We start from the raw sequence: 18,592 nt of genomic DNA, 5'->3' as shown, positions 1-18,592 counted from the left end.
CATGTCGACAACTGAAGCCCCCCGCACCGACGAGGCCCCTCGCTCCCGACCCACTGCTCTTCCCGCACGCCAGGCCGCTCTGATGAGCTCCTCGCGTGTCGAGCAGAAGGGCAACATCGTCGTCAAGTGGATCACCTCCACGGACCACAAGACCATCGGGTACATGTACCTGATCGCCTCCGTGCTGTTCTTCCTCCTCGGTGGTGTGATGGCTCTCGTCATCCGTGCCGAGCTGTTCGCGCCGGGAATGCAGATCATCCCGACGAAGGAGCAGTACAACCAGCTGTTCACGATGCACGGCACGATCATGCTGCTGATGTTCGCGACGCCGCTGTTCGCCGGTTTCGCCAACGCGATCCTGCCGTTGCAGCTGGGGGCTCCCGACGTCGCCTTCCCGCGTCTGAACGCCTTCGCCTTCTGGCTCTTCCTCTTCGGCTCGACGATCGCCGTCGCCGGCTTCCTCACCCCGCAGGGTGCTGCCTCGTTCGGATGGTTCGCGTACCAGCCGCTGGCCAGCGCGTCGTTCTCGCCGGGTGTCGGTGGAAACCTCTGGATGGTCGGTCTCGGAATCTCCGGTTTCGGAACGATCCTCGGTGCCGTGAACTTCATCACGACCGTGATCACGATGCGTGCCCCCGGAATGACGATGTGGCGCATGCCGATCTTCTCCTGGAACACGCTCATCACGAGCCTGCTGATCCTGATGGCGTTCCCCGTGCTCGCCGCCGCGATCTTCGCCGCTGCCGCCGACCGCATCCTCGGTGCACACGTCTACGACCCCGCCAACGGCGGTGTGCTCCTTTGGCAGCACTTGTTCTGGTTCTTCGGTCACCCTGAGGTGTACATCATCGCGCTGCCGTTCTTCGGCATCGTCTCCGAGATCTTCCCGGTCTTCAGCCGCAAGCCGATCTTCGGATACAAGACCCTCGTCTACGCGACGATCGCGATCGCCGCCCTGTCCGTCGCCGTGTGGGCTCACCACATGTACGTGACCGGATCGGTGCTGCTTCCGTTCTTCGCTCTGATGACCATGCTGATCGCGGTGCCGACCGGTGTGAAGATCTTCAACTGGATCGGCACGCTCTGGCGAGGCTCCGTCACCTTCGAGACCCCCATGGTGTTCGCCCTCGGATTCCTCGTCTCCTTCGTCTTCGGTGGTCTGACCGGTGTCATCCTCGCGGCGCCGCCGCTGGACTTCGCGCTCTCCGACTCGTACTTCGTCGTCGCGCACTTCCACTACGTCGTGTTCGGCACCGTGGTGTTCGCGATGTTCGCCGGCTTCTACTTCTGGTGGCCGAAGTGGACGGGTCGCATGCTCAACGAGCGTCTCGGCTACGTGCACTTCTGGATGCTGTTCATCGGCTTCCACATGACCTTCCTGATCCAGCACTGGCTGGGCGTCGACGGCATGGTGCGTCGCTACGCGGACTATTCGGCGGCTGACGGATGGACCTGGCAGAATCAGGTGTCGACCATCGGCGCGATGATCCTCGGTGCCTCGATGCTGCCGTTCTTCCTGAACGTCTGGATCACGGCCCGCAAGGCGCCGAAGGTCACTGTCAACGACCCGTGGGGCTACGGCGCATCGCTCGAGTGGGCGACGTCCTGCCCGCCGCCGCGTCACAACTTCACCTCGATCCCGCGCATCCGCAGCGAGCGGCCCGCGTTCGATCTGAATCACCCGGAAGCTGCGGAGTTCGCCACGACGGCTCCGGGCGAGCGAGAGGTCCACTGAGTCATGCGCGATAACGTCATCCTCTGGTGGGTGCTGACAGCATTCTTCGCCCTCATCGGCGTCGTCTACACCGGCTGGCACATCCTGGCCACACCGTCCGAGAACTTCGCGATGCGGATCGAGTGGGTCGGCACGGTCGCCCTGTTCTTCGCCGCCTTCATGGGTGCGATGGTCGCGTTCTACCTCGACCGCACGCACGCCGCTCAGAAGGGCGAGCTGCCGGAAGACATCCTGACCGCGGACATCGACGACGGCGACCCCGAGCTCGGCGAGTTCAGCCCGTGGTCCTGGTGGCCGATCGTCCTCGCCGCGTCCGCAGCGGTCTTCGTCGTGGGTCTGGCTGTCGGACACTTCCTGCTCCCGATCGGTCTCGCGATCTTCGTCGTCGCGATCGTCGGCTGGGTGTACGAGTACTACCGCGGCAACTTCGCCCGCTGAGAGCCACCGCGTGAAGAAGGCCCCCGGATCCGTCCGGGGGCCTTCTTCGTCCTGGTGAGGTGATCAGGCGCGTGTGCGGATGCGCGCGATCCCGGTCAGCGGGTCGACGGGACGGTGGTGTATGCCGTCAGCGTCTTCGACGGCATACCCTTCGCGCACCCAGTACTCGAAGCCGCCGATCATCTCGCGCACGCGATAGCCGAGCTTCGCGAACTCCAAGGCGCCCTTCGCGCCGGCGTTGCAGCCGGGGCTCCAGCAGTAGACCACGATCTCCGCGTCTGTGCTGATCTCGAGCGGGGCGCGGGTGGCGATCTCGCTGTAATGCATGTGCGTCGCGCCGGCGACGCGTCCCTGGGCCCAGGCCTCGTCGGAGCGCACATCGATGACGACGATGCTCTCCCCGGCCTTCAGAGCGGCATGGACGTCACTGGCGTCGGTCTCGTAGGCCAGCTTGGCGGCGTAGTAGTCGGAGCGCTCGATCATGCTCTCAGCCTAGGAGCGGCGGCAGGTGGACCGCCGCCGCCATCCGGACGTCGATGAGCGGAATTCGGCCAGCGCCGTCGGTCAGAGCTCGACGGTCATCTGTACGCGGCGGCCGTACCTGTCCAGCCCGAGCGACGCTTCGACGTCGACGAGGTCACGGAGGAACGGTGTCTCCGGGATGCTCTCGAGGAAGCCGCAGGACGCGTAGAAGGGCGCATTCCAGGGAACCTCTGCGTACGTGCGAAGCGTGACGCGCGTATAGCCGCGTTCGCGAGCCTCGTCGAGTGCAGCGGCGACGAGGCCGCGACCATGACCTCGGCGACCTGCTTCGGGGAGCACGGACAGCTGCTCGAGGTGCGCGTGACCGTCGACGTCGAGGACATGGACGAACCCCACGGGGGAGTGGTCGGCCTCATCCTCTCCGACAAGCACGAAACCGGGGGATGACAGACGTGAGGCGCCGTCGGCGGCAGGCGGCCACTGCCAGGCGCCCAGCACATCGATGAGCAGCGCATCCGCTGCCGTCTCGATCGCCTGGATCACCTCGGCGTCGGCGCCTTCGGCCGGACGTATCGAGCCGGTCACGATGCGTCTCCGGACACCGCCGCAATGGCCTCGATCTCGACGAGCTGGTCGTCATACCCGAGCACGGTCACACCCAGGAGCGTGCTCGGCACGTCGTGGGAGCCGAAGGCGGCGTGAATGACGTCCCAGGACGTCACGAGGTCCTGCTGCCGTGAGGAGGCCACCAGAACGCGTGTGCTGATGATGTCATCCAGGGACGCTCCCGCGGCAGCCAGAGCGACTCTCAGCGTCTCCACGCAGCGGGCTGCCTGTGCGGCGTAGTCGCCGGGAGCGGTCGTCGTCCCGTCATCCTCGAGAGGACAGGCACCGGCGAGGAAGATGAGACGTGAGCCGGCCGGAGCGGTGGCGGCGTACGCGTAGGGGGCATCGGCGAGGGCATCGGAACGGATGAGTCTGACGGCGGATGTCATACCTTCGATCCTTCCATGGACACATGAAAGGGCCCTGTCCGGATGGACAGGGCCCTTTCAGCGGGGGAGCGGTCGAGGTCTACTCGCCGTCCTCCGACTTCTTCTTGCGAGGCTTCTTCACCGGCTCGGTCGCGATGACCGTGCTCGGAGTGTTCGGCGTCTCGTCGACGTGCGTCTCATCGACCGTGAGCGGAGCGTCCGGGAAACCGGCGCGCTCGTGAGCGCCCTGGATCTCGGCGGCCTCGGTCTCGTCGTTGTGAGCCGTGACGTGGTGCTGGTGCGCGTCGGCCTCGTCGATCTGCGCCTGCGTCAGCGGAGCAAGACGGTCCTCGAAGAACCAGCGCGAGATCGAGGAACGGAGGTTCTCGGTCCACGGGATCCGGCCCTTGGCGTTCGGCCGCACGACGAGCGGCTCGTAGCCGTCGACGTCGATGAGCTTCCACCGGTCGTACTGGTCGACCGGCTGGTGCACCTCGATGAACTCGCCACCGGGGAGGCGGACGATACGACCGGACTCGTAACCGTGCAGCACGATCTCACGGTCCTTCTTCTGCAGCGCGATGCAGATGCGCTTCGTCACGAAGTAGCCGAGGATCGGGCCGAGGATCAGGAGCGCCTGCAGCGTGTGGATCACGCCTTCCATCGTGAGCATGAAGTGCGTCGCGATGAGGTCGGAGGATGCCGCAGCCCACAGCACCGCGTAGAAGACGACGCCGGCGACGCCGATGGCGGTGCGGGTGGCCGCGTTGCGCGGACGCTGAGCGATGTGGTGCTCGCGCTTGTCGCCCGTGATCCACGCCTCGATGAAGGGATAGATCGCGACGGCGACGATGAACAGACCCAGCACCGCGACGGGCACCAGGATGCCGAACGACCAGGTGCGGTCGAGGAAGACGACGTCCCAGTTCGACGGCGCCAGACGCAGCGCGCCGTCCGCGAATCCGATGTACCAGTCGGGCTGGGTTCCGGCGGACACGGGGGAGGGGTCGTAGGGACCGTAGTTCCAGATCGGGTTGATCTGGAAGAACGTCGCGATCAGCACGATCGTGCCGAAGACGATGAACAGGTAGCCACCCATCTTCGACATGTAGACCGGCATCATCGGGTAGCCGACCACATTGTCGTTCGTGCGGCCGGGGCCGGCGAACTGCGTGTGCTTGTTGACGATCATCAGCATGAGGTGCACCACGATGAGTGCGATGACGAGCATCGGCAACAGCAGGATGTGCAGCGTGTACAGACGACCGACGATGTCGGTGCCGGGGAACTCGCCGCCGAAGAGGAGGAACGAGATCCACGTTCCGACGATCGGGAAGCCCTTGATCATGCCGTCGATGATGCGCAGACCGTTACCCGAGAGCAGGTCGTCGGGGAGCGAGTAGCCGGTGAAGCCCTCCGCCATGGCGAGGATGAAGAGCACGAAGCCGATGACCCAGTTGAGCTCGCGGGGCTTGCGGAACGCACCCGTGAAGAACACGCGGAGCATGTGCACGCCGATGCCGGCCACGAAGACCAGGGCGGCCCAGTGGTGGATCTGGCGAACCAGGAGGCCACCGCGAAGGTCGAACGAGATGTGGAGCGACGATTCGAGGGCCGCAGACATCTCGATTCCACGCATGGGAGCGTAGGCACCGGTGTAGTGGGTCTCGACCATGGACGCCTGGAAGAAGAACGTCAGGAAGGTCCCGGAGAGGAACACGACCACGAAGCTCCAGAGCGCGATCTCGCCGAGCATGAACGACCAGTGGTCAGGGAAGATCTTGCGACCGAGCTCCTTGACGAAGCCTGACAGGCTGGTGCGCTCATCGATGTAGTTCGACGCGGCACCCACGAAGCGACCGCCGAGCGGTGCCTTGGTTTCCTTGTCGTCTTTGGACAGCGTTGCGGTGCTCAATGGCGCTCCCAGAAGCTCGGGCCGACGGGTTCCTTGAAGTCGCTGCGTGCGACGAGGTAGCCCTCGTCGTCGACCGTGATGGGCAGCTGCGGCAGCGGGCGTGCAGCCGGTCCGAAGATCACCTTGGCGTGATCGGTCACGTCGAACTGCGACTGGTGGCACGGGCACAGCAGGTGGTGGGTCTGCTGCTCGTACAGGGCGACGGGGCAGCCGACGTGGGTGCAGACCTTGGAGTACGCGACGATGCCGTCGTACGACCAGTCCTTGCGGTCCTCGGCCTCGATGAGCTGCTCAGGGCGCAGGCGCATCATCAGCACGATCGCCTTGGCCTTCTCCTCGAGGTAGCCATCGTGGTGGCTGAGCTCAGCGAGATCGGCGGGGATCACGTGGAAGGCGGATCCGAGGGTGACGTCCGATGCGCGGATCGGCGTGCCGTCAGGGTCTCGGACCAGGCGCATGCCCTCGTCCCACATCGTGTGCTTGAGCAGCGTGACGGGGTCACCGGCGGTGGGGTCTTCGGGCGTCGAGTGCGGCGCGAGGCCACGGAACAGGGTGACGCCGGGGATGATCGACGCCACGACCGCGGCGAACAGCGAGTTGCGGATCATCGTACGGCGTCCGAAGCCGGACTCCTCGTTGGCGTCAGCGAACGCCTTGATGGCCGCCTCGCGCGTCGAGTCCTTGCCCCGGGTGGGGTGGCGGTACTCGATGTGCTCCTTGTCGGACATCAGGGCCTTCGACCAGTGGATCGCGCCGATGCCGATGCTCAGCAGGGCGAGGGCGATGCCCAGGCCGATGAAGAGGTTGTTCTGACGGATGTCGATGAGCGCGCCGCTCTCGATCGGGAACAGCATGTAGGCGGCGACCGCCCAGATGCTGCCCGCGAGCGAGAGGTAGAACAGGGTGTAGACAGTGCGGTCCGCGGTCTTCTCAGCGCGCGGGTCCTTGTCGGTCATCCGCTCGCGGTGCGGCGGAAGCCCCGGGTTCTGCACGGGATCGCTGACTGCGACACCCAGCCCTGGAGAGGGCTGGTAGGCCCTGTCAAGAGCCTGCGAGTCGTCGTCGTGTGCCATGGTGCTCCTCGTACGTTCCTCTTCGATGAATAAGCGTCAGTTGGACTTCGCCGTGATCCACACGGTGATGGCGACGAGCGCGCCGATGCCGAAGATCCACACGAACAGGCCCTCGGAGACGGGGCCCAGCGAACCGAGCGAGAATCCGCCGATCTGCACGGACTGCTGCTGGAAGAGGAGCGCGGAGATGATGTCGCGCTTGTCCTCGTCCGACAGGTTCATGTCTCCGAAGACCGGCATGTTCTGGGGGCCGGTAACCATGGCGGCATACATGTGCAGCGCGCTGGTCTCGGTCAGAGCCGGGGCGTACTTGCCCTCGGTGAGAGCACCACCCGCGGCGGCCACGTTGTGGCACATCGCGCAGTTGACGCGGAACAGCTCCGCACCGTTCGCCACATCGCCGCCACCGTCGAGGATGTGGTCATCGGGGAAGGTCGGGCCGGGAGCGGACTCCTGCACGAAGGAGGAGATCGCGAGGATCTGCTCCTCGGTGAACTGCGGCGTCTTCTGCGGAGCCTGCGGCCCCTGCATCTGCAGCGGCATGCGACCGGTCGAGAGCTGGAACTCGGTGGCGAGCTCGCCGACTCCGTAGAGGCTCGGGCCGTTGGCCGTGCCCTGCAGGTCGAGACCGTGACAGGTCGCGCAGTTCGCCTGGAACAGCTTCTCGCCGTCCTCGACGGTCAGCTGCGAGGTCGCTGCGGTCTGGGTGTCCGTCGCAGCGAATGCGGCGGTGGTACCGGCGTACACGGCGCCGGTGATCATGAGGCCTGCTCCGATGAGAGCTGCCGCAGCCAGGGGACTGCGACGGCCATTCGAACGGCGCTTCTTCTCTCGTGCCATCTCGGGGATCAGCTCCGCTCTTATTTCAGGAAGTAGATAACGACGAACAGCACGATCCAGACGACGTCGACGAAGTGCCAGTAGTAGGACACCACGATCGAGGAGGTCGCCTCCTTGTGCCGGAAATTCTTGACGGCGTATGCGCGTCCGATGACGAGCAGGAACGCGATCAGTCCGCCGGTGACGTGCAGTGCGTGGAAGCCGGTGGTGAGGTAGAACGCAGACGCGTACGAGTCGGCCTGGATCGGCATCCCCTCGGCGACGAGCTGTGCGTACTCCCAGACCTGACCGGAGACGAAGATCGCGCCGAGTGCGAAGGTGAGGAAGAACCACTCGACCATGCCCCAGCCGAAGAGGCGACGGCGACCGGCGCCGTTCTTCTGGCCCTTGCCGATCTTGTACGGCTGCAGGTCCTCGGCTGCGAACACGCCCATCTGGCACGTGAACGAGGAGAGCACCAGGATGGCGGTGTTCACGAACGCGAACGGAACGTTCAGCAGTTCGGTCCGATCCGCCCAGAGCTCGGGGGAGGTGCTGCGAAGGGTGAAGTAGATCGCGAAGAGTCCCGCGAAGAACATCACCTCACTGCCGAGCCACACAATGGTGCCGACAGCTACCGGGTTGGGCCGCTTGATGGTTCTCGCCGCCGGGGCATACGTCGCTGAGGTCGTCACCCTTCCATTATGGCCGATCCTCAGACGTGATTCTTGCACCGGACGCCCTCGTTTTGCCGGTATTCGACTTAGGTAACCCTAAGAAAACACTGCGAATAGTCGGTGAATCCGCGGGAAACAGGGGAAGCGGTCGCGACGGTCACACGTTCGGAACGATCTGCACGTTTTCCCGCGCCGATAGGATCGCACACATGGCTGATTCTCTGACCTGGTCCGATGTGCTCACCTCTCTGCTGGAGCGTCGTGATCTGAGCGTCTGGGAGTCGACGTGGGCGATGCGTCAGATCATGAACGGCGAGGTCACGGCGGCGCAGCTCGGCGGCTTCCTCATCGCCCTCCGCGCGAAAGGCGAGACGATCGACGAGATCGTCGGGTTCCGCGACGCCATCCTCGAGGCCGCCGTTCCACTGCCTGTCTCCCCGAACGTCCTCGACATCGTCGGCACCGGTGGCGATCGGGTGGGTACGGTGAACGTCTCGACCACCGCGGCCATCATCATCGGCGCCACGGGTATTCCCGTCGTCAAGCACGGCAACCGCGCAGCAAGCTCGGCATCGGGCTCGTCGGACGTGCTGGGGGCTCTGGGCCTCGAGCTGTCCTTGAACCCCGCGTCGGTCGCGTCGATCCTCGACCGCACGGGCATCACCTTCGCGTGGGCGGGGGCGTTCCACCCCGGCTTCAAGCACGCGGGCCCCGTGCGCTCGGAACTGGGCGTGCCGACGGTGTTCAACATGCTCGGCCCGCTCTGCAACCCTGCGCGCGCTGAGGCGAATGCGGTCGGTGTCGCGCAGATCGAGCGTGTGCCCCTGATCACGGGCGTGTTCCGCACTCGTGGTGCCACCGCTCTCGTGTTCCGCGGCGACGACGGCCTCGACGAACTCACCACCACCGGCCACAGCCGGATCTGGGAGGTCACTCGCGGTGACATCCACGAGCACGATCTCGATCCTCGCGATCTCGGCATCCCCCTCGCCGAACTCGCCGATCTGCTGGGAGGCTCACCTGAGCACAATGCCGAGGTGCTCCGCCGCACGCTCCAGGGCGAGGCCGGTGCGGTCCGTGACATCGTGCTGCTCAATGCGGCCGCAGGGATCGTGGCCTACGAGCTGTCCCAGGATGCGACCCAGGTGCAGGTGCCGATCCTCGAGCGCCTGCGGGAGGGATACCGTCGTGCGACGGCTGCCGTGGATGATGGCCGTGCCGCAGCCAAGCTCGATCAGTGGATCAGCGTGAGCCGCGAGCTCGCGACGGTCTAGGAGCCTCGACGTGGATCCGGTCGCCGCGCTGCTCGAGATCGCCTCGTTGCTCGAGCGCGAGCGGGCGTCCCGGTACCGGGCCAAGGCGTTCCGCCAGGCTGCTGCGACGTTCCAGGAACTCCCGGACGAGGTGCGCACGGACCCGACCCGTCTGCGGGCGAGCCGGGGCATCGGCGAATCGACCTTCGCCGTGATCCGTCAGGCGCAGGAGGGAGAGGTGCCGGACTACCTGGTGGAACTGCGTGGTGATGTCGAGCCCGAACGGGTGTCGGCGTTGCGCAGCAGGCTCCGCGGAGACCTCCACGCCCACACGGATTGGTCGGATGGCACGACTTCGATCGCCGTGATGGCTGCGGCGGCGCGGGCGCAGGGGCACGAGTACCAGGCGATCACCGATCACTCGCCCAGGTTACGGGTCGCCCGCGGCCTGTCCGCCGAGCGCCTGCGGGAGCAGATTCCGCTCGTCCGGGCGGAGTCGGGCGACGGATTCACCCTGCTCGCGGGGATCGAGGTGGACATCCTGGAGGACGGGGCGCTCGATCAGGACCCCGAGCTGCTCGCAGAGCTCGACGTGGTCGTGGCGTCCGTGCATTCGAAGCTGCGCATGGACGCGCGTCCGATGACCGCACGGATGATCGCGGCCGTCTCGCATCCGCGCGTCAACGTGCTCGGCCACTGCACCGGCCGGCTCGTCGAGGGGGAGCGGGGGACGCGCCCACCGTCGGCCTTCGACGCGGCCGCGGTGTTCGCCGCCTGCGCGGAGAACGGTGTGGCCGTGGAGATCAACTCGCGACCCGAGCGCCAGGATCCGCCGGACGAGCTCATCGCAATCGCCCTTGCCGCAGGGTGCCTGTTCTCGATCGACTCCGACGCCCATGCCCCTGGTCAGCTCTCTCTGCTCGACCACGGGGCTGAGCGCGCCGAGCGCGCAGGTGTTCCGGCCGCACGGATCGTCACGACGTGGGGTGTGGAGCGACTGCTCGCCTGGACAGGGTGATCTGAGGTCGAGCTCGGAGGGGCCGTTCAGACCGCCGCTGCGGCAGTGACGGCGGCGATCGCACGATCCATCGAGCCGCCCAGGTTCCACTTCGCCGCCAGAGCCAGTGCAGCTGCGGATTCCGCCTCATCGAGAGCGTGCAAGCGGGTGCCCGGTGCCGAGATGGGCAGGGACGTCGCCACCGCGACCACGGTCGGTGCGACATCGAGGTACGCGGATGCGGCGAGCACCTTGGCGCGCACGCCGGCGCTCATGCCTTCTCCGGCCTCGGCAGCAGCACGGATCCCGGCGAGATCGACATGGTTCTGCAACAGCGTGGCCGCCGTCTTCTCGCCAACCCCTGCGACTCCGGGGAGGCCGTCCGACGCATCTCCGCGCATCGTCGCGAAATCGGCGTACTGCGAGGGGAGCACTCCATACTTCGCCACGACCGTCGCATCGGTCACGATCTCGAGGTTGCTCATGCCGCGTGCGGTGTAGATCACCCGCACGTCGCGGGCGTCGTCGACGAGCTGGAAGAGGTCGCGGTCGCCCGTGACGATGTCGACGGGCATGTCGGCGTCGGTCGCCAGGGTGCCGATCACGTCGTCGGCCTCGTGCTCGGCGATGCCGATGATGGGGATGTCGAGCGCGTCGAGCGTCTGGCGGATGAGGGGGATCTGTGTCTCGAGCGGATCGGGGACCTCTTCGACATCGGGGCCGGCAGCGACGACCTCGACGACCCGGTGCGCCTTGTAGCTGGGAATGAGATCGACGCGCCACTGTGGGCGCCAGTCGTCGTCCCAGCATGCGATGACATGCGTGGGTTCGTAGAGGGTGACGAGCTTCGCGATGATGTCGAGCAGCCCGCGCGCAGCGTTGATGGGTGAGCCATCGGGGGCTGTCACCTTGTCGGGCACGCCGTAGAAGGCGCGGAAGTAGAGGCTGGCGGTATCGAGCAACATGAGACGGTCGGTCACGAACGACAGTCTGGCACGGGCGGGCGACAGGGGAAGGGAGATGCGCTGCGCCTGAGACGGTTCGCCTCGCTTCGACACTCGGAGGTATGACAGCGTCTCTTCGTGCACTCTCCATTCTCGCCCTGGGTGGGCTGTTGCTCTCCTCCCTGTTGACCGGGTGCGCGACGAAGGCGGGGAGCTCGTCGGCGCCCGAATCGACGGCGGGACCGATCTCCTCTGACATGTCCTACGCGCCGCAGGCAGGATGGCTCAACTCCTCGGCGTTCATCCTGAAGACCTGGGGGGATGCCTGCGCGCCGCACCTGGGCGATCTCGTCGCCGGAGACCAGGCGCTCGAGATCGTGCTCGTCGACAGCGAGGACGAGATGTGCGCGACCGTGCAGACCGCTCACGGTACGTACATCTCGCTGCCCCCGCAGGTCGATTCCTCGTATCCGGTGGAGCTCACCGTGATCGCGGCGAGCGGTGCTAAGAGCTCGCTCACGCTGCCGGGCCTGGAGAACGGCGGCATCCTGCCTCCGGGCGGCGGACACGAGCAGGTTCCCGGCGTCACATGGATCGGGGACCAGGAACTCGCGGTGCTCACGTGGGGCTCGTCGACCTGCATGCCGGGATCCGGAGAGGTGGAGGCGGTCAGCGAGACCGAGGCCGTCGTCCGCCTGCATGAGCACACCGACACCATCTGCACGATGGATCTGGTTCGGCAGATCACCTTCGTCGCGGCGAAGGGCATCGCAGAGGATGCTGTGCTGACGCTCGCGGATCACGTGGATGCGGACGGTGAGCCCGTGGTGCTGCGGTTCGTCAGCTAGTCACTGGCAGACGGTCTCAACAGCCGGGTGCGGTCGGCTTCTGCTCGCAGGTGAACGCGACGAGCGCGGTGTGCGCTTCGAAGATGCGGATCTGCTGGTCAGGGCCGTCGGTCGTGAGCTCGCCGGGCACGGGAAGCCAGCCGATGCCCATGCCGAGATCGACTTCGGCGGAATAGCGCACGTCGACGTCGGCCAGATACGTTCCCCGCTCCTCATACACATGGCTGGTGGGCGTGGGTGTGAACTGCGCCTGGCCGAGGCTGCTCCAGGTCTGCCCACCGGTCGCCAGGCTTGCACGATCGCCGTCGCCGTAGTCGAAGTCGTAGCCCACAGGGGTGAAGCGCACCGTGATCGCGAGTCCGAAGAGCGTCCCGGTGCGGGTGTGTGCGGACCCCGCAGCCACGAAGTTCGTTGGCATGCCGGCGATGCCGAGGTTGCCTGGTTCCCCCACCGCAGCGACCGGCGCAGGGGCGAAGGCGGCGAGATCGGTCATCGTGATCGCCGGGAGTGCGGTCGATGCGGGACCGTCGTCGGTGGTCGGGAAGCACTCGAGGCCCGCACTCCACAGGGCAAGACACTCGTCGAATGTGGGCTCCTGCGGCGGGTGCCACGTGCCGGTGCTCGATTCCGGCTCGTCGCCAGGCGCCGAGGGCGTGCCCGTGCCGGAGGTGTCGCGTTCGCCCGTGACAGTGAGGGTCGTGCCCGTGTTGCTGGCGCATAGGCCCGCGCGCTGCTGTATTGGTGAGCACGTTCTGATGCCTACGGATGGCGCGCCAAATAACGCAGCCAGGCTGATCAGAGCTGCGGTCGTGGCTAGCGAGCTGCGCACGTGTCACTCTCGGCAACATCGGAGCTGGCAATACGTAGAGAACCATCTATCAGGATGAACTCGAGATCTAGGGCGTACCGATCGGGTCGATCCGGAGCGACCAGCGAGACTCCATCTCGGTCAGTGAGCACGGTGTGACTAACGTCATTACAGGCCTTGGCAATGACGCTTTGGTCGCCGCGCAGGATCAAGCCTTCAAAGGACTCGACCATTATTGCGCCGCCGCTGAGGTAGCCCTCGGCATGCATGTCTGAAAGGCTCTTGCGCTCGTCGGCTTGATACTTCCCCGTTGTGAAGGCCTCAATCGCCTTGAACGTCTCTGGACGCTGGAGGTCGATCGAGTTCGAAGCGTCGATATACGCCCGGTACGTCTCCTCGGCGGTGGCGAAGGCCTCTTCCTCCGAGGCGAACGCAGGCGTGGGTGTCGGTTCGGGTTCCGGTGCGGGGGAGCATCCGAGGAGTCCGATCACAGACAGCGCGACGCAGCAGGCGGCGAGGGAGAGGTGAGGGGCGGGGTGGAGGCGAGGCACCCGGTCACGGTAGTGGAATGCGCGAGGGGGCCGCGGGAGTTATGCACAGTGACGTCGACGGCGACATCGATCCCAACGGCATCCGAAGTTCTGATAATCTGAAGTGTCACTCGTGGCGTGCACTTGCATGCGCTCGTGACGTGCAATCCAATCCATCCGCTGTGAAGCATGATGTCGGCCGTGCGCGGCCGTTGCCTCGCAGCCCTGAGTTCCCATTCAACAAGGACAACCCACTACATGACTACCGCAACGACCGCCCCGGCCACCAAGCAGGTCGCCATCAACGACATCGGATCTGCTGAGGACTTCCTGGCCGCGGTCGAGAAGACCCTGAAGTTCTTCAACGACGGCGACATCATCGAAGGCACGATCGTCAAGATCGACCGCGATGAGGTCCTCCTCGATGTCGGATACAAGACCGAGGGTGTCATCCCCTCGCGCGAACTCTCGATCAAGCACGACGTCGACCCCAACGAGGTCGTCGCTGTCGGCGACCTGGTCGAGGCCCTCGTTCTCCAGAAGGAGGACAAGGAAGGCCGCCTGATCCTCTCCAAGAAGCGCGCACAGTACGAGCGTGCCTGGGGAGACGTCGAGAAGATCAAGGAGAACGACGGCGTCGTCACCGGTACCGTCATCGAGGTCGTCAAGGGTGGCCTCATCGTCGACATCGGACTCCGTGGCTTCCTCCCGGCTTCGCTCATCGAGCTGCGTCGCGTCCGCGACCTCACGCCGTACCTGGGCCAGGAGATCGAGGCGAAGATCCTCGAGCTCGACAAGAACCGCAACAACGTCGTCCTCAGCCGTCGCGCGCTGCTCGAGCAGACGCAGTCGGAGTCGCGCACCACGTTCCTGAACAACCTTCACAAGGGTCAGGTCCGCAAGGGTGTCGTGTCGTCGATCGTCAACTTCGGTGCGTTCGTCGACCTGGGCGGCGTTGACGGCCTCGTGCACGTCTCCGAGCTGTCCTGGAAGCACATCGAGCACGCCTCCGAGGTCGTCGAGGTCGGCCAGGAGGTCACCGTCGAGATCCTCGAGGTCGACCTCGACCGCGAGCGCGTCTCCCTGTCGCTGAAGGCGACGCAGGAGGACCCGTGGCAGGTCTTCGCCCGTACCCACGCGATCGGTCAGGTCACGCCGGGTAAGGTCACCAAGCTCGTTCCGTTCGGTGCGTTCGTGCGCGTCGCAGACGGCATCGAGGGCCTCGTCCACATCTCCGAGCTCTCCAGCAAGCACGTCGAGCTGGCCGAGCAGGTCGTCTCCGTCGGCGAAGAGGTCTTCGTCAAGGTCATCGACATCGACCTGGAGCGTCGTCGCATCTCGCTGTCGCTCAAGCAGGCCAACGAGTCGGTCGACCCCAACGGCACCGAGTTCGACCCGGCCCTGTACGGCATGGTCGCGGAGTACGACGAGAACGGCGAGTACAAGTACCCGGAGGGCTTCGACGCCGAGACCGGTGCGTGGAAGGAAGGCTTCGACGCCCAGCGCGAGGCTTGGGAGCAGGAGTACGCTGCAGCCCAGGCTCGCTGGGAGGCGCACAAGGCTCAGGTCACCAAGGCGGCCGAGGCCGAGGCGGCAGCCGGCGAGGACTTCGGCGGCGGTCAGACCTTCTCCAGCGAGACCGCTGGTGCAGGCACGCTGGCGGACGACGAGGCACTTGCGGCTCTCCGCGAGAAGCTCTCGGGCGGCAACGCTTAAGCATCACGCTCTGGAACGGGCCGTCACCTTCGGGTGGCGGCCCGTTTCGCGTCTCCACGACGACACGGCATCGCGGTGACATCGCAAAGCGACGAACCCGCCGCGTGCCAGGATGGACAGCATGCCTCTCATCGCACTCACCGGCGGCATCGCCTCGGGGAAGTCGACCATCGCGCGCCGCCTCGCAGAGCACGGCGCCGTCATCGTCGACGCAGATCAGATCGTCCGCGACGTGCAGGCTCCAGGCACTCCTGTGCTGCACCAGATCGCCGAGACCTTCGGCACCGACGTGATCACGGCAGAAGGTGCGCTCGATCGCGCTGCCCTCGGCGCCAAGGTCTTCGGCGCCCCTGCGCTTCTGCAGCAGCTGAACGCCATCGTCCACCCCGCCGTTCGCGCCGAATCGCAGCATCGGTTCGAGTCCGCGCTCGCTGCGGATCCGTCCGCGGTCATCGTCTACGACGTGCCCCTTCTGGTCGAGGCGCGCGTCGATGATCCCTGGGACACCATCGTCGTGGCGCACGCGCCCGCCGAGGTACGACGACGTCGGCTCGTCGAGCTGCGCGGCATGGACGAGTCTGCGGCGCAGGCACGCATCGAGGCCCAGGTCTCCGACGAGAAGCGCCTGGCGATCGCCGATGTCGTGATCGACACGGCCGGCGCACTCGCCGACACGATCACGCAGACGGACGCGCTCTGGGAGCGGATCCGCTCGCGGTGAACGGGGAACCGTTCGCCGGTCATGCCCCGGGCTCTCCGCTCTACCGGCGTCTGATCGCCGGACTCTTCTTCGCGGGAATCGCCACATTCGCGCAGCTCTACTCGACGCAGGCCGTGCTGCCGCAGATCGCCGCCGACCTCGCCATCTCTCCGGCCACCGCCGCGCTCACGGTATCGGCGACGACGCTCGGACTCGCCGCGGCCGTGATCCCGTGGTCCATCGTGGCCGACCGCATCGGCAGGATCCCGGCGATGGCGATCGGCGTCATCGCGGCCACTGCCCTCGGCCTGTGCGCTCCGCTGAGCGGGGAGATCGGGCTGTTCCTCATCCTGCGCGTCGCGGAGGGAATTGCGCTCGGAGCCGTCCCCGCTGTCGCCCTCGCGTACCTGAGCGAGGAGGTCCGCCCGCGTTACGCGGCCGCCGCGGCGGGCAGCTACATCGCCGGCACGACGGTCGGCGGATTGCTGGGTCGCATCGTGGCGGGAGTGGTCGGCGAGTTCGCCGGCTGGCGGATCGGGATCTGGGTTGTCGCGACGGTCTGCGCTCTCGCTGCCGTGCTGTTCCTCGTGCTGACTCCCCGCGCGCAGGGGTTCGTGCCGCGACGGTTCGATGAGCAAGGACCGAGCATCGTCGCCCGTCTGACGGCGTCTCTGCGCTCTCCGCAGCTTCTCGCGCTGTACGCCCAGGGCTTCCTGCTCATGGGAGCATTCGTCGCGGTCTACAACTATCTGGGCTTCCATCTCTCGGAACCGCCCTTCCTCCTGCCCGTGTGGCTGGTCACGTTGCTGTTCCTGGCCTACCTCGCCGGGACCGTCTCGTCTCCCTGGGCCGGCTCGCTCGCCTCGCGCTTAGGGCGCTATCCCGTGCTGCTGGTGGCCATCCTGGCGACGGCCTGCGGTGCGTTGCTGATGCTCGTCCCGAGCATGCCGCTCGTGCTGGGCGGCCTGCTCCTGTTCACCGCGGGGTTCTTCGCCGCCCACGCGGTGGCCTCGGGGTGGACTCCGGTCGCGGCCACCGCGCAGACCCGTGCACAGGCGTCGTCGCTGTACTACTTCGGCTACTACGCGGGGTCGAGTCTGTTCGGTTGGGCGCTCGGACTCGCGTTCGGAGCGGCGAGCTGGACGTGGTTCGTGCTGCTGATCGTCGTGATGTGCGCAGTGTCCGCCGCGATCGCGATGCTCGGTCTCCGCGCCTCCCGGACCGGTCGTCCCTGACCCGTGCACCGTCACCCCCGGAGGTCTGTCACAGTGGCAGGTATGAGTGACGACCTCCTGGCGGCCTACGATTCGCAACTCCGCACCGGCGCGGAGACAGCGCACGCGTTGACGACCCACGCCCACGGACCACTGCGTCTGGCCGTGTTCCCGGGTGGGCAGGGCTTCGTCAGCTATGCGGACCTCGGGGGAGCGGACGCCGCGCAGATCGAGCTGCTCATCGACGCGGCGCTCGATCACTTCCGCGGCGAGGAAGGCATCACCTCCGTCGAGTGGAAGACCCGAGGGCACGATCAGGCGCCAGGGCTGTACGACGCTCTCGATCAGCGCGGCTTCGTCGCGGAGGACACCGAGTCCATCATGATCGGCGAGACCGCTCTGCTCGCGCTGGAGCTGGCTGCTCCCCACGGCATCCTGATCCGCCGGGCGCGCACCAGGGCGGATGTGTGGGCGATGGAGGAGATGCAGGGGCGCGTCTTCGACGACCCGAACTGGGAGGTGCGCGCGGAGACGACCTTCCGTCGGATCCAGGAGGACGACGAGGTGGAGCTCTGGATCGCCGAGTCGGATGGCCGCGTGGTGAGCGCCGGCCGCTTGGAGCCGGTCGCCGGCACGCAGTTCGCGGGGCTCTGGGGCGGTGCGACCGTGGAGGCGTGGCGTGGCCGAGGGATCTACCGGGCGCTGACGGCGGAGCGCGCCCGATCGGCCCTGGCGCGGGGGAAGAAGTACCTGAACTCGGATTCCACGGAGTTCTCGCGGCCGATCCTCGAGCGCGCCGGCCTCGTCAGGGTATCGACCACCACTCCTTACGTGTGGACGCCGCCGCCTGCCTGACCATTCACTTCGCGCTTTCGTGCACGGCGCCGGAGCAACACGATCGCGGTGACGACCAGTCCGACGAGGAGCACGGCCGCCAGGACGGGGATGATGATCGCCGCGGCCGCGAGCAGGAACGATGCGCCGTCCTCCGCGGTGCTCAGCACGGGAGCGGCGAGCCCGCCGGTGGTGGCGTTCGCCGCGACGCGGGCCGTGGCCTTCACGACATGCACGACCAGTGCGATCGCGATCCCGGTGATGATCGGAATCCATGACCCGCTCGAGAAGAAGGATGCGGGATCGTCGACAGCGACCGTCTGCGCACTCGCTCCCGCGCCGAAGGCGACGCCGCCGGCCGCAGGGCGGATGATGCTCTGGAGGAGATCGTTCACCGAGTCGAGCGCCGGGATCTTGTCGGCGACGATCTCGAATACGAGCAGAGCGCCGACGATCCACAGCGCCAGATCGCTGGACAGCCACGACCAGCCCGTGGGCAGTTCCACGGCAGGGAGGAAGCGATCGGCCAGGCCGAGCAGGAACAGCGGCATCCAGGCGTTCAGACCGGCGGCAGCGGCGAGGCTGGAGCCCACGATGAACTCGATCACGCTCCCACTTTAGGTGGAGGCGTCGG

The 18,592-nt window shown here is 66.5% G+C and carries 20 protein-coding genes; 9 read left to right on the top strand and 11 right to left on the bottom strand.

The genetic code is table 11. From position 1 onward, the window contains the following. Position 1 precedes the first annotated feature (1 nt). Positions 2–1,735: a cytochrome c oxidase subunit I gene (ctaD, locus tag ACIOVG_RS13845; protein WP_188895205.1), complete on the top strand. Its 1,734-nt coding sequence runs from the start codon at positions 2–4 to the stop codon at positions 1,733–1,735. 3 nt (positions 1,736–1,738) lie between these two features. Then, positions 1,739–2,173 (top strand): cytochrome c oxidase subunit 4, encoded by a 435-nt coding sequence (locus tag ACIOVG_RS13840; protein ID WP_400874392.1) that lies wholly within the window; start codon positions 1,739–1,741, stop codon positions 2,171–2,173. Positions 2,174–2,236: 63 nt separating this feature from the next. Here the strand turns inward: ACIOVG_RS13840 and ACIOVG_RS13835 are convergent, their stop codons facing one another. The 7 genes from ACIOVG_RS13835 to ACIOVG_RS13805 all read right to left on the bottom strand — a co-directional run bounded on the left by ACIOVG_RS13835 (position 2,237) and on the right by ACIOVG_RS13805 (position 8,036). After that, positions 2,237–2,656 (bottom strand): rhodanese-like domain-containing protein, encoded by a 420-nt coding sequence (locus tag ACIOVG_RS13835; protein WP_400874389.1) that lies wholly within the window; start codon positions 2,654–2,656, stop codon positions 2,237–2,239. An 81-nt stretch (positions 2,657–2,737) separates the two neighbouring features. Further along, on the bottom strand, positions 2,738–3,241 hold the full coding sequence (locus ACIOVG_RS13830) for a GNAT family N-acetyltransferase (protein ID WP_400874386.1): 504 nt from the start codon (positions 3,239–3,241) through the stop codon (positions 2,738–2,740). Beyond that, positions 3,238–3,651 (bottom strand): RidA family protein, encoded by a 414-nt coding sequence (locus ACIOVG_RS13825; protein WP_400874383.1) that lies wholly within the window; start codon positions 3,649–3,651, stop codon positions 3,238–3,240. The genes ACIOVG_RS13830 and ACIOVG_RS13825 overlap by 4 nt, the downstream gene beginning before the upstream one ends. A 79-nt stretch (positions 3,652–3,730) precedes the next feature. After that, positions 3,731–5,545, bottom strand: coding sequence for a cytochrome bc complex cytochrome b subunit (locus ACIOVG_RS13820; protein WP_400874380.1), 1,815 nt, complete (start codon positions 5,543–5,545; stop codon positions 3,731–3,733). Further along, positions 5,542–6,618: a Rieske 2Fe-2S domain-containing protein gene (locus ACIOVG_RS13815; RefSeq protein WP_400874377.1), complete on the bottom strand. Its 1,077-nt coding sequence runs from the start codon at positions 6,616–6,618 to the stop codon at positions 5,542–5,544. Before ACIOVG_RS13815 ends, ACIOVG_RS13820 begins: the two co-directional genes overlap by 4 nt. 36 nt (positions 6,619–6,654) lie before the next feature. After that, a complete protein-coding gene (locus ACIOVG_RS13810) occupies positions 6,655–7,458 on the bottom strand; it encodes a c-type cytochrome (RefSeq protein ID WP_400874374.1) in 804 nt (267 codons plus the stop codon). Positions 7,459–7,478: 20 nt separating this feature from the next. Next, entirely contained in the window at positions 7,479–8,036 is a 558-nt protein-coding gene (locus ACIOVG_RS13805) for a heme-copper oxidase subunit III (RefSeq protein WP_400874798.1), read from the bottom strand. Between the two features lie 287 nt (positions 8,037–8,323). Between ACIOVG_RS13805 and trpD the strand changes: the two genes are divergently transcribed. Together trpD and ACIOVG_RS13795 are read left to right on the top strand one after the other, a co-directional pair. Next, entirely contained in the window at positions 8,324–9,388 is a 1,065-nt protein-coding gene (gene trpD / locus ACIOVG_RS13800) for an anthranilate phosphoribosyltransferase (RefSeq protein ID WP_400874371.1), read from the top strand. A 10-nt stretch (positions 9,389–9,398) separates the two neighbouring features. Next, complete coding sequence (locus ACIOVG_RS13795) at positions 9,399–10,385, top strand: PHP domain-containing protein (protein WP_400874369.1); 987 nt, start codon at positions 9,399–9,401, stop codon at positions 10,383–10,385. Between the two features lie 26 nt (positions 10,386–10,411). Here the strand turns inward: ACIOVG_RS13795 and ACIOVG_RS13790 are convergent, their stop codons facing one another. Next, the gene (locus ACIOVG_RS13790; protein WP_400874366.1) at positions 10,412–11,344 is read right to left on the bottom strand and encodes a 5'-3' exonuclease H3TH domain-containing protein; all 933 of its coding nucleotides are present in this window, start codon (positions 11,342–11,344) and stop codon (positions 10,412–10,414) included. An 86-nt stretch (positions 11,345–11,430) separates the two neighbouring features. Here ACIOVG_RS13790 and ACIOVG_RS13785 point away from each other — a divergent pair, with 86 nt between their 5' ends. Further along, a complete protein-coding gene (locus tag ACIOVG_RS13785; protein ID WP_400874363.1) occupies positions 11,431–12,156 on the top strand; it encodes a hypothetical protein in 726 nt (241 codons plus the stop codon). A gap of 16 nt (positions 12,157–12,172) precedes the next feature. On the opposite strand, the gene ACIOVG_RS13780 is transcribed toward ACIOVG_RS13785, so the two are convergent. Further along, on the bottom strand, positions 12,173–12,649 hold the full coding sequence (locus tag ACIOVG_RS13780; protein WP_400874360.1) for a hypothetical protein: 477 nt from the start codon (positions 12,647–12,649) through the stop codon (positions 12,173–12,175). Between the two features lie 320 nt (positions 12,650–12,969). Beyond that, positions 12,970–13,515, bottom strand: a complete 546-nt coding sequence (locus tag ACIOVG_RS13775) for a hypothetical protein (protein ID WP_400874357.1) — start codon at positions 13,513–13,515, stop codon at positions 12,970–12,972. A 237-nt stretch (positions 13,516–13,752) separates the two neighbouring features. On the opposite strand from ACIOVG_RS13775, the gene rpsA reads away from it, so the two are divergent. From rpsA to ACIOVG_RS13755, 4 genes are all read left to right on the top strand, one after another. Beyond that, a complete protein-coding gene (gene rpsA, locus ACIOVG_RS13770) occupies positions 13,753–15,210 on the top strand; it encodes a 30S ribosomal protein S1 (protein ID WP_141871675.1) in 1,458 nt (485 codons plus the stop codon). A gap of 121 nt (positions 15,211–15,331) precedes the next feature. Then, complete coding sequence (gene coaE / locus ACIOVG_RS13765) at positions 15,332–15,931, top strand: dephospho-CoA kinase (protein WP_400874353.1); 600 nt, start codon at positions 15,332–15,334, stop codon at positions 15,929–15,931. Next, a complete protein-coding gene (locus ACIOVG_RS13760; RefSeq protein ID WP_400874350.1) occupies positions 15,928–17,145 on the top strand; it encodes an MFS transporter in 1,218 nt (405 codons plus the stop codon). Before coaE ends, ACIOVG_RS13760 begins: the two co-directional genes overlap by 4 nt. Before the next feature lie 42 nt (positions 17,146–17,187). Continuing rightward, positions 17,188–17,979, top strand: coding sequence for a GNAT family N-acetyltransferase (locus ACIOVG_RS13755; protein ID WP_400874347.1), 792 nt, complete (start codon positions 17,188–17,190; stop codon positions 17,977–17,979). Here the strand turns inward: ACIOVG_RS13755 and ACIOVG_RS13750 are convergent. Then, the gene (locus ACIOVG_RS13750; protein WP_400874344.1) at positions 17,952–18,566 is read right to left on the bottom strand and encodes a DUF4126 domain-containing protein; all 615 of its coding nucleotides are present in this window, start codon (positions 18,564–18,566) and stop codon (positions 17,952–17,954) included. The two genes, ACIOVG_RS13755 and ACIOVG_RS13750, sit on opposite strands and share 28 nt — an antisense overlap. Between the last annotated feature and the right edge of the window lie 26 nt (positions 18,567–18,592).

It is taken from the genome of Microbacterium sp. NPDC087591 (genome assembly GCF_044743625.1).
In the GTDB taxonomy this organism is placed as follows: domain Bacteria; phylum Actinomycetota; class Actinomycetes; order Actinomycetales; family Microbacteriaceae; genus Microbacterium.
The sequence above is the reverse complement of the archived record's forward strand: the minus strand, read 5'-3'. Positions and strand labels throughout refer to the sequence as shown.